Origin of the sequence: Idiomarina sp. UBA4206 (assembly GCF_002383015.1) — a bacterium.
Taxonomy (GTDB): Bacteria; Pseudomonadota; Gammaproteobacteria; order Enterobacterales; family Alteromonadaceae; genus Idiomarina; species Idiomarina abyssalis.
Map to the genome: position 1 here is coordinate 3042 of NZ_DFTS01000022.1, position 4310 is coordinate 7351.

Consider the following 4310-nt stretch of genomic DNA (forward strand, 5'->3'; position numbering starts at 1 on the left):
GAGGAATTCGGTAACAGAACCCTGCATTGTGTCCTCTCTCTATGCTTAAGCTTTACTTAGAGTAAAGCTCTACGATCAACTGTTCGTTAATTTCAGCAGACAAGTCGCTACGTTCTGGAAGACGTTTAAATTCACCTTCCAATTTGCTGTTGTCTACTTCTATCCAGACTGGCTTCTCGCGTTGTTCTGCAAGCTCCAGTGCTGCTCCGATACGTGCCTGCTTTTTCGCTTTTTCGCGAACAGAAACGACATCTTCAGGACGAACCTTGAACGATGGAATGTTCACTACCTGACCATTCACAACAACTGCTTTGTGACTGACCAGCTGACGAGCTTCTGCGCGTGTTGACGCAAAACCCATGCGATACACTACGTTATCCAAGCGCTGTTCCAGCAACTGCAACAGGTTCTCACCGGTATTGCCTTTCAGTCGTGCAGCTTCTTTGNNTGGCGTCGACCTCTACCCAGCTCACCGGTGCACGGCTTGCAGACAGATCCAGTGCGCCTTTCACACGCAGCTGGTTCTTCGCCTTTTCACGCACGCTCACAACATCACCCGGCCGGACCTGGTAGGACGGAATATTAACCGTCTTGTCGTTGACCAGGATCGCCTTGTGAGAGACGAGCTGACGGGCTTCTGCACGGGTAGAACCAAAGCCCATGCGGTATACAACGTTATCGAGACGACCTTCCAGCAGTTGCAGCAGGTTTTCACCAGTTGCACCTTTGCCTCGGGCGGCCTCTTTGTAATAGTTGCGGAACTGCTTCTCGAGAACGCCGTAGATACGACGAACTTTCTGTTTCTCACGCAACTGAACACCGTAGTCTGACAAACGGCCGCGACGCGCGCCGTGTTGTCCTGGTGCAGTCTCGATCTTACATTTAGAATCGATTGCGCGAACGCCGCTTTTCAGGAACAAATCTGTTCCTTCGCGACGGCTCAGCTTGAGCTTAGGACCCAAATATCTTGCCATGATCTTTCTCCAACTATCGATTCACGCCTTAAACGCGACGTTTCTTAGGCGGACGACAACCGTTGTGAGGAATCGGTGTCACATCGGTAATATTTGTGATTTTGTAACCAACGGCGTTCAGGGCACGAATCGATGATTCACGACCTGGGCCTGGACCATTCACAAATACTTCCAGGTTTTTCAGTCCGTATTCCTTCGCCATTTCACCTGCTCGTTCTGCTGCAACCTGTGCTGCGAACGGCGTTGATTTCCGTGAACCACGGAAGCCCGATCCACCTGCGGTAGCCCACGCTAATGCGTTACCCTGGCGATCAGTAATGGTAATAATGGTGTTGTTGAAAGATGCATGTACGTGAGCCATGCCATCGGCGACCTGCTTTTTAACGCGCTTTCGAGAGCGAGTTGGTGTTTTAGCCATTACTCAATCCCCCTATTTCTTAATTGGTTTGCGCGGACCTTTACGAGTGCGCGCATTTGTTTTAGTGCGCTGCCCACGTAGAGGTAAGCTACGACGATGACGAAGTCCACGGAAACACCCGAGGTCCATCAAACGTTTAATGTTCATAGATACTTCACGACGCAGATCGCCTTCTACTGCGAACTTTGATACTGCGTCACGAAGCGCGTCCAGTTTGTCTTCTGACAATGAACCAATCTTAGTGTCTTCAGCAATACCCGTTGCAGCAAGAATCTGCTGTGAACGAGTACGGCCAACACCGTAGATTGCAGTCAAGGCAATGACTGCATGCTTATTGTCAGGAACGTTAATGCCAGCGATACGGGCCACTAACACGTCTCCTTTAATTTGTAGGCTTCAGTTGAAAAGCCCGTTAGGATACTCAACCGATTGCCGAATTGCAAATACTTCAAAGGCCGCGGCTGTTAAGCCGCTAGCCTTTCCTTCGAATCAACCTTGTCGTTGTTTATGCTTAGCATCAGTGCAAATAACGCGAACTACACCGTTACGCTTGATGATTTTGCAGTTACGACAGATTTTCTTCACGGAAGCACGAACTTTCATTGCTACTCTCCGTTCTACCCAATCTTACCGGCCGTAGCCTTTGAGATTGGCTTTTTTCAGGACAGAGTCATATTGATGCGACATCATATGAGTCTGAACCTGTGCCATAAAGTCCATGATAACAACAACGATAATCAATAATGATGTACCGCCGAAGTAGAATTGCACATTCCATGCAATCATCATGAACTCCGGAACCAAACAGACAAAGGTAATGTACAGTGCGCCTGCTAATGTCAAGCGCGTCATTACTTTATCGATATATCTCGAGGTTTGCTCACCTGGGCGTATACCCGGGATAAACGCACCTGACTTCTTCAAGTTATCCGCTGTTTCGCGAGGGTTAAATACCAACGCTGTATAGAAGAAACAGAAGAAGATTATCGCAGCCGCGTACAATAACACATATAACGGCTGACCGGGAGACAATGTCATTGATACTTGTTGCAAAAAGTCTGCAACCGCACCTTCACCAGAGCCAAACCAAGTGGCAATGGTACCCGGAAATAAAATAATACTCGACGCGAAAATTGGTGGAATAACACCTGCCATATTCACTTTCAATGGCAAGTGAGTGCTTTGTGCAGCGAATACCTTACGACCCTGTTGACGCTTGGCGTAGTTAACGACGATACGACGTTGACCACGTTCAACAAAAACAACGAAGTAGGTTACTGCAATAACCACAACACCAATTAGCAATAACAATAACAAGTGCAAGTCACCTTGACGCGCTTGTTCGGCCGTTTGGCCGATAGCGGAAGGTAATCCTGCAACAATACCCACAAAGATCAGGATAGAGATACCGTTGCCTATACCACGCTCAGTAATTTGTTCACCCAACCACATAAGGAACATTGTCCCTGTGACTAAGCTCACAATAGCAGTGAAATAGAAGCCGAAACCAGGGTCTATTACGAGTCCTGGCATTAAGTTTGGTAAGCCAGTAGCTATACCAATCGACTGGAACGTAGCCAGTATTAAAGTACCCCACCGCGTATACTGGTTTATCTTACGACGACCAGATTCACCTTCTTTCTTAAGCTCGGCCAGGCGTGGATGAACCACACTTGCCAACTGCATAATAATCGAAGCCGAAATATACGGCATAATACCTAATGCAAATACTGAAGCGCGCTCCAAGGCACCACCGCTGAACATGTTAAACATAGCAACGATGGTATCTTTCTGCTGCTCGAATAGCTGAGCTAATACAGCGGCATCAATACCAGGAATAGGCACAAAGGAGCCCGCTCGGAAAACGATAATCGCTCCTAACACAAACAACAGGCGACGCTTAAGTTCCGACAAGCCACCTTGCGCTCGATTTGATTCCAATCCTGGTTTAGCCATTTGCTCTATCCTTCGATTTTGCCGCCAGCAGCTTCAATAGCTTCGCGAGCGCCTTTGGTGACTTTCAGACCTTTTACAGTCACAGCACGACTTAACTCACCAGATTTGATGACTTTAGCGTGTAGTACGTTCTTACGAACGAGACCTGCTGCTTTCAAAGTCGCCAGTTCAACGGTATCACCGTCAACCTTCGCGATCTCTGCCAAGTTTACTTCCGCAGTAACCATTGCTTTGCGAGAAGTAAAACCAAATTTTGGCAGACGACGTTGAATTGGCATTTGTCCGCCCTCGAAACCTGGCTTAACAGTACCACCAGAGCGAGATTTCTGCCCTTTGTGGCCACGTCCACCAGTCTTTCCAAGACCTGAACCAATACCGCGTCCAACGCGCTTTTTGCTGCTTTTTGCACCAGGTGCGGGAGCAAGAGTATTAAGTTCCATCGCTTATCCCTCCACCTTAACCATGTAATTAACTCGGTTCACCATACCGCGGACTGCAGCAGTGTCTTCCAACTCTACTGTGTGACCAATGCGGCGGAGACCCAAGCCACGTAGTGTAGCTTTATGCTTCGGCAAACGGCCGATAGAGCTACGCGTCTGTGTTACTTTGATTGTCTTATTCGCCATTGTTCACTACCCCAGTATTTCGTCAACGCGCAATCCACGCTTCGCCGCAACTTGCTCCGGCGATTTCATGCCGTTCAACGCTTTGATAGTCGCGCGAACAACGTTGATTGGGTTGGTTGAACCGTATGCTTTTGACAGCACGTTATGTACACCTGAAACTTCCAGAACCGCACGCATTGCACCACCAGCGATGATACCCGTACCTTCTGAAGCAGGTTGCATGTATACCTGTGAACCTGAATGACGCCCTTTAACAGGGTGCTGTAAAGTGTCGCCTTTCAGCTGAACGGTAACCATATTGCGACGTGCTTTTTCCATTGCTTTTTGAATAGCAGC

General features: G+C 48.3%; 7 protein-coding genes and 2 pseudogenes. All 9 read right to left on the reverse strand.

What is annotated here, in order from left to right:
- Positions 1-52: 52 nt before the first annotated feature.
- Positions 53-433 (reverse strand): annotated as a pseudogene (gene rpsD / locus B3180_RS04825) (30S ribosomal protein S4); the annotation flags it as partial.
- 4 nt (positions 434-437) lie between these two features.
- Positions 438-974 (reverse strand): annotated as a pseudogene (gene rpsD / locus B3180_RS04830) (30S ribosomal protein S4); the annotation flags it as partial.
- 28 nt (positions 975-1002) lie between these two features.
- A complete protein-coding gene (gene rpsK / locus B3180_RS04835; RefSeq protein ID WP_011235125.1) occupies positions 1003-1392 on the reverse strand; it encodes a 30S ribosomal protein S11 in 390 nt (129 codons plus the stop codon).
- A gap of 12 nt (positions 1393-1404) precedes the next feature.
- The gene (rpsM, locus tag B3180_RS04840; RefSeq protein ID WP_011235126.1) at positions 1405-1761 is read right to left on the reverse strand and encodes a 30S ribosomal protein S13; all 357 of its coding nucleotides are present in this window, start codon (positions 1759-1761) and stop codon (positions 1405-1407) included.
- Positions 1762-1881: 120 nt separating this feature from the next.
- Positions 1882-1995, reverse strand: a complete 114-nt coding sequence (gene rpmJ / locus B3180_RS04845) for a 50S ribosomal protein L36 (RefSeq protein WP_006956433.1) — start codon at positions 1993-1995, stop codon at positions 1882-1884.
- Positions 1996-2019: 24 nt separating this feature from the next.
- Positions 2020-3348 carry a preprotein translocase subunit SecY gene (secY, locus tag B3180_RS04850; RefSeq protein WP_054489087.1) on the reverse strand — a complete coding sequence of 443 codons (1329 nt, stop codon included), beginning with the start codon at positions 3346-3348 and terminating at the stop codon, positions 2020-2022.
- A gap of 5 nt (positions 3349-3353) precedes the next feature.
- Complete coding sequence (rplO, locus tag B3180_RS04855) at positions 3354-3788, reverse strand: 50S ribosomal protein L15 (protein WP_054489089.1); 435 nt, start codon at positions 3786-3788, stop codon at positions 3354-3356.
- A gap of 3 nt (positions 3789-3791) precedes the next feature.
- A complete protein-coding gene (rpmD, locus tag B3180_RS04860; RefSeq protein ID WP_054489091.1) occupies positions 3792-3974 on the reverse strand; it encodes a 50S ribosomal protein L30 in 183 nt (60 codons plus the stop codon).
- A gap of 6 nt (positions 3975-3980) precedes the next feature.
- On the reverse strand, positions 3981-4310 hold a 330-nt coding region (locus tag B3180_RS04865; RefSeq protein ID WP_286843343.1), incomplete at its 5' end, for a 30S ribosomal protein S5.